Raw genomic sequence first — 6,266 nt, forward strand, 5'->3', positions numbered from 1 at the left:
AAACTGAACCCCGATCCTTGGATCGGGGTTTTCTTGTAAAGGAGATAGCATGTCAAATTGGGTTACTTTATCGCGTCAACAGCATGCATCCATGCGTTATTCGCCGCGCCAGAACTATCGGTTCACCGCGGATCAGGCAGTAGCACCGATTCTGGCAGGAGAACTGCGACAGGCTTTGACGCAGTTCGTTATGGGTTTTATTAAGCGTGAAGAGCGCTATCATCTTGTTGCGTTGCTTGGTCGAGCAGCGCATTCACACCACTATATCCACCCCGAGGATGGTCGTTGGCTAGGGACGTATGTTCCCGCCCATTTTCGTGGTTATCCTTTTGCAGTAGCGAGGCGGCAGGACTCAGATGAAATGGTGCTGCAAGTCCATGCCGATCATCTGTTGCAACAGGGGGGGGAGCCACTGTTCGATGAGCAGGGAGAGCTGACAGAGTCGGTAAGGCAGCAACTCGACTTCGTTGGTGAGTGCGCCAAGAACCGCCGCCTTACTGACACTGCCTGCCAGACACTTGCTGAGCAGGGCATCTTGAAGCCATGGCAAACTACTGAAGACGGGCCAGGCATTAAAGGGCTTTATAAAGTCGAAGAGGAGGCCCTGAATAGATTGACAGCGCAGCAGTTGCATCAACTGCAGGGAGTGCCTTTGGCGGTAGCCTATGGTCAGATGTTTTCCATGGCGCAGCATGACCAGTTGGCACAGCGTGCTGCACTGCATGCCAAAATAGGCATGACTGAATCAGTCGATGAATTATTTGCAGACGATAGTGATGATCTGCAATTCGATTTTGGATAGTAATTTAATTGCATGCGCTTGTTTCTGCATTGTTTGAGTTTACTTATTAGACATTCAAACAATGTATGCTATACAGCTAACGTTTTGTCAATTACAGACACGCAAAGATACAATGTTGGTAATGCCCAGCACGGGATAACAGCATAATTGGGTTGCGGTGAATAATTAAGCTCATTCCGAGAATATCAGAAAAATTTTATTGGCTTTTAACGAAAAGTTATGAGGCGGCATCTCGCAGCGTAGAAAATATTCTTAGCAGTCCAATGTTGCTTTATAAGGTAAGCCATTACTGGCTTGTTAAAGAGGTTTATCCATGACCCGTTATGTTGGTACTGATAGCAATACCTTTCCTTTCTCAGCCGTGGCTTACTTAGAAGCTACCTTTCATGATGGTACACGGGTCTCAGGCTCGGGTACGTTGGTCGGTCGTAACGATGTACTGACGGCTGCCCATGTGCTTTATGATCCCGTATTGGGGGCTGCTACTGATGTAGAAGTGGAGTTTGGCCGCGATGGTGGGGCACGTCCTTATGGCACCTTTCAAGCGGCTGGGCTTAATTATTATGAGTTAGATGTTGAAGAACCAGGGTTTTTGTCACCGTCCGAAAGCGAGTATGACCTTGCTTTAGTCTCGTTAGGCGATGCCATTGGTGATGATATTGGTTGGTTTTCATTGGGGGATTATGCCTCTGGAGAGACCTATCGTGTGACAGGTTATCCCGGTGTATATCGTGATGCCAGTGGCCCAAGGCTTATGGAAGACAATAGTGCCACAACACTTATGTCTGGTTATGACTTAATAGACCTCAAGAACTTTGAAATTAATCCTGGCAATAGCGGTGGGCCAGTATGGTACTCATCAAGTGACGGCCCAGTGGTAGTAGGCGCCGTTTCGACTGATGAATGGGCGGCTGACGTGAGTGCTCACTTAGCAACACTTGATCAATGGATTAAAGATAATGACAGCTTGATTTCTCCACTGTCAAGCCAAGACGTTGAGAATAGCGCGTCTTATGTGGAGACGTTTGAATCCCTGCTAGCTGCAGCGGGTTGGGAGTGGTCTGAGACGCTTGATCAAGCGCTGCAAAGTCGAGATGAACTACTTCGCTACCCTGGTTTAGAAAGCACTATCGATCCAGTGCTACGACTCTATACAGGTCTGCTAGGGCGAGAGCCGGATAAAGAAGGTGTTGAGTATTGGGTATCACAATTCAATGCGGGGAGTAGTTTACGCGTTTTGGCGGATAGCTTTGTGGTATCGGAAGAGTTTACCTACTTGTCAGACCAGCTAGGCGGTGGAATGCAGGGGCGTATTGAGGCGCTTTATAACAGTGTCCTTGGCCGCGATCCGGATTCAGCGGGTCAGGCATACTGGTTAGAGCAGCTCGCAGGGGGGCAAGTAGAGCTGGCAGACATTGCGTTAGCGTTTACCAACTCGGCAGAGTATGTGACCAGTAGCTACTCTCTGGTTCAGGGGGCAAAGCTGTTAATGTGGGGCGTTGATTTGCAGGCTTTAGACCCAGAAGCGCTTGGGTTTGACAGTCGGCCGACGGCAGCTGAGGAGGAATTGGCTACTGCATTGGTACGTTTGTATACCGGTGTGCTAGGGAGAGAACCTGATGAGGAAGGCTTCGACTATTGGCTTGAAGCGTTAGCAGGTGGCAAATCACTTACGTCTACCGCTGCAGACTTCTTTGCAAGCAGTGAGTTTTTGGATAGCCAAACTGAGACGACGGCAGAGGTGCTGATCGACTCTCTCTATGAGCAGGTTTTAGGACGTGCCCCAGATGCAGAGGGAGCCGTCTATTGGCAGACGCAACTACAAAAAGAGGCATTTGATGGGGGGGATTTGGTGTTAGCGTTTACGAATTCTGATGAATACATCAATGCAACTCAAGCTAATGTTGATGCATATGTTCAACAGCATTACGAGCAGGGTCTTATTGGGGTGCCGGAAGATATCGAGACATACCTGCTGGGCTAGAAAACATAGCGACTGAATGAATCCGACTGACTAACGCCAGAGGCGCAGGACGAATCTTTTTACCGTGCTGATTGAATTGAGTACAATGCCGCGTTGATTTTAAGCGACGAGATTGGGAAGTGATGGCGAAATTACCGAAAAGTATCGTTATTGAAGGGCGTCGCTACCCCACGTGGGCATTAAGTGCCAAAGCGCGAAAACAGCTGATCAATTTAGGCCTTGTAGATGCGCACATTGCAGAGCTCCATCAACGGTTGGCGCATCACCATGTCGCTCGCAAGCATTATCAATTACTGTTGGCAAGCGCGTTGCCAGATCCTCATCGACAGCCTTCGGTATCCGAATCCCCCCGATACTTCTGGCAAAGCGTTTCAAAAGAATGGGCGCAAAAGCATTGGCCCATCAGAATGGCTACATTTCGCCTGAGCGATTTTGAATCGACTAACGATTACCGGCAAGATGATCGAGTACTATGCTACGTGAAAGGTCATGGGGTAGTGGGTTGGGGAGTGGTTGAGGAGGACACTCACTCAACCAAAAGGCATTTGGTCTGGCAAGTCGGCGTGCCAACGCTGGATGCCGCACTGCCTGCTAAAACGCTAAAAGAATTTTCGCTACGCCACCCTAGTCGCCCATCTCAGGCGTTGCCAGTTACGGCCGATATTGATGGGCTGTTGACAGCGCTTGATACCAAAGCAGCGTAGTAGAAGGTTTGTTAGGTGCACACCGCTTCGACATTTATGCGCGTAGCTGCAATAATTCACCGCTAATTTGTATTACCCTAAGGAGCTTTGTATGGCGAAGGATAAAGCACAAACCGTTACTATCGACGGCAGTGAATTCAATGTGTCAGATCTATCTGAAAATGCACGTAATCAGCTACTCAACCTGCGCGTGACTGATCAAGAAATTCAACGTTTGAATCAGCAGTTAGCTATCGCCCAAACGGCTCGTACAGCCTACGCGCGTGCGCTAAAAGATGAGCTTCCTGAGCAAAAGACACACTAAAAGAAGACATTGGTCAGGTATGGCCATCTTGATCTACAAGCCAGTCAGCTAATGTTGACTGGCTTTTTTATTGTGCTTCTGGGTAGGTGGAAGCCAGCCATACTGTAATGAAAAAGAGGATAGAAATACTCGTGCTGGAGCATAGAGGTCTCTGACGATGACTTAGCCAGCACATAAGCCCAGGGTGAATATTGACAAATAGGGTGCTTGTCTCTATTCCTTAAAGGGGTGTGAAAAGGATGGCTGTCACTTTCAGCCTTCTGCGTGAAAAATATAAAGGTGCTTAGTAAAGTGCTGTGACTAGCGGTAGCTGCCTATTTTCAGCTTCGCTAATGACGCTCCACCGGCGATACAGGGAACGATATGTAGTGATGCCTGGAGGCATTAATGATGACAACTCTTTCCATTGAAAAAAATCTACAAACTCTTTATTTGGGTGTCCTAGGGCGCGCGGCTGATCCAGACGGGTTTAATTATTGGCTAGAGCAGGTAGAAAGCGGCTCAGTGGATATGGATGGTGTGTCGGCGTTTATGTTGCAGTCTGAAGAGTTCCAGGCAAGGCGCATTGAACTGTCAGGGCTGGAAGATAATGAGTGGATAAACGAAGTTTATCAAAGCCTGTTTGCTCGTGAAGCAGAGGCAGAGGGTATTGAATATTGGTCGGAGCAGGCTAGTGCTGGGCTCTCTCCCCAAGCGCTGTTACAGGCTCTAATTGGGGGCGCTAGCCCGACAGATGCAGAGGCGCTCGAGGCCTATGCCTCTATTGCTAATTTTTATTCGTCCAGTGTTGATGCTGATAGTTACGATGCAGAACGCTCTCTTGTGCAGGATGGCTTTCGCAGCAATGAACAGCTTTATCAAGACCTGGAAGCGTTAGATGCCACCTATGATACGTTGAGCTTAGAGCAGGCGGGTGAGTCGCTGGAAGGCAGGCCCTTATATAGTGCCACGGTAGGCGAAGGGGCGCGCCAATTAATGATCGTGACCCAACAGCATGGTGATGAACCAACTGGGACAGAGGCGGCCATGCATTTTCTAGAGTGGCTGAGCGGTGACAGTGAAGCTGCTCAAGCATTGCGTGAGCAAGTGACGTTAACCGTGATGCCACGAGTAAACCCTGACGGTTTTGAGCGCTGGGAGGGGCTCGTTGCAGGTGAATTAGACCCTGAAACAACCATCGATCCCCGTCGTAACTCCGAGGACATTGACCTCAACCGTACCTGGGATTCTAGTGAAGTGATTGATGCATCATTAATCCCAGAAACCACCGCTGTTAGGCAGGTGGTCGAAGCGATTCAACCTGAATTAATTCTTGATTACCATAACCAAAATAACTACATCAACGAGTCAGGCAAGCTCGACACGATGTCAGTCTTGTGGCCAACCAATGATGACGTCGATCCCACCATTACCGCAACAGCACAGCAAGCGGCGGTAGCTATATCACAAGGGCTCGATGATTTTGATTATGGCTACTTGTCACTGTTTCCCGGTGGCGACACGCCACAAATAGCACGCAATGGAATTGCTATTGATGGTGTGCCTACGCTCCTCATTGAGCAACGGGGCCTGGAAGAGCTGAGCTTAAAAGCGCTGGAAGGGCTAGAGCTAGATTTTGATGCGGTTTCTAGTGCCATAGTACTTGAGGGCGTACTGAGTATGCTAGGCGTTGTAGAGGCTATGGGGCAAAACAGTTTTGATAGCATTGATCCTGCTTTGGCAACACTGATACCTGAGCGCGGTGAGCGAATTGAATTTGACGAGATTTACGCTGAAGAGATCGAATGGGCAGGCGAGGGTGAAGAGTCTCATCAAGGCGAGATAGTCGCAGGGCTGGATACGCTGATGGAAAGTACGCCCATTATTGGCACCTCTGAGCCTCTTCACCAAGAATTGCTAGTGGCTTAAGGATAGATTTGTAGCCCATTAGGATTGAGTATCAAAAAAGCTTCCCCATAAGCTCTGAGTTTGAGTAGGGGAAGCTTTTTTATTACCTCACCAAGCCACTTGGCTCTCAAAAAAACTGCATGTATTGAGCGACGGGAGGAAATCGGCACCGCCACTTACTTAGTTGCGGTGCCGTTGGGTTAGTCCATAGCCCTAGCCGAACAGGTAGGACTCAAGGTCAGTTTCGACGCCTACCAGGTTGGCGGCATCAAGATAATTATCCACTTCTGAACGACTGAGCTGCTGGTGCTCGTTTGAGTCAGTAAACGCCATCACCATTTCAGTCAGGCTGGCATCTCCGTTTTGCAGCACCTCTTGCCAATACTGCTCACCTGCGGTGTCCGGTGAGCGATTTAGCACCCGCTCATAAAGCGTATCGATCAATATCTCAAAATCTATCGGTTCTCCGGTGGTTAGCAAGTCTTCGCTTTCTAGCAGGCTTGCCGCTAGTGCTTCTGGCGTTTGGCCACTCTCCAGCCATTCATTAAACGTCGCCTCATTAGGTGACTCTCCGGCTAAGCCGGT

At 49.1% G+C, this 6,266-nt stretch carries 6 protein-coding genes; 5 read left to right on the forward strand and 1 reads right to left on the reverse strand.

Annotated elements, in window-relative coordinates; translation table 11 throughout:
• Positions 1 to 49: 49 nt before the first annotated feature.
• The 5 genes from HALTITAN_RS19350 to HALTITAN_RS24560 all read left to right on the forward strand — a co-directional run bounded on the left by HALTITAN_RS19350 (position 50) and on the right by HALTITAN_RS24560 (position 5,702).
• A complete protein-coding gene (locus HALTITAN_RS19350; protein ID WP_009288102.1) occupies positions 50 to 802 on the forward strand; it encodes a SapC family protein in 753 nt (250 codons plus the stop codon).
• A gap of 313 nt (positions 803 to 1,115) precedes the next feature.
• Positions 1,116 to 2,786: a DUF4214 domain-containing protein gene (locus HALTITAN_RS19355; protein ID WP_039860180.1), complete on the forward strand. Its 1,671-nt coding sequence runs from the start codon at positions 1,116 to 1,118 to the stop codon at positions 2,784 to 2,786.
• 407 nt (positions 2,787 to 3,193) lie between these two features.
• Entirely contained in the window at positions 3,194 to 3,490 is a 297-nt protein-coding gene (locus tag HALTITAN_RS25470) for a hypothetical protein (RefSeq protein ID WP_152419290.1), read from the forward strand.
• 91 nt (positions 3,491 to 3,581) lie between these two features.
• Positions 3,582 to 3,794, forward strand: a complete 213-nt coding sequence (locus HALTITAN_RS19365) for a DUF6447 family protein (protein ID WP_022519984.1) — start codon at positions 3,582 to 3,584, stop codon at positions 3,792 to 3,794.
• A gap of 387 nt (positions 3,795 to 4,181) precedes the next feature.
• Complete coding sequence (locus tag HALTITAN_RS24560; RefSeq protein ID WP_009288104.1) at positions 4,182 to 5,702, forward strand: M14 family zinc carboxypeptidase; 1,521 nt, start codon at positions 4,182 to 4,184, stop codon at positions 5,700 to 5,702.
• A gap of 192 nt (positions 5,703 to 5,894) precedes the next feature.
• On the opposite strand, the gene HALTITAN_RS19375 is transcribed toward HALTITAN_RS24560, so the two are convergent.
• Positions 5,895 to 6,266 (reverse strand): DUF4214 domain-containing protein (locus HALTITAN_RS19375; RefSeq protein ID WP_039860184.1); only part of this gene is annotated, 372 nt, incomplete at its 5' end.

Source organism: Vreelandella titanicae BH1 (assembly GCF_000336575.1).
GTDB lineage: Bacteria > Pseudomonadota > Gammaproteobacteria > Pseudomonadales > Halomonadaceae > Vreelandella > Vreelandella titanicae.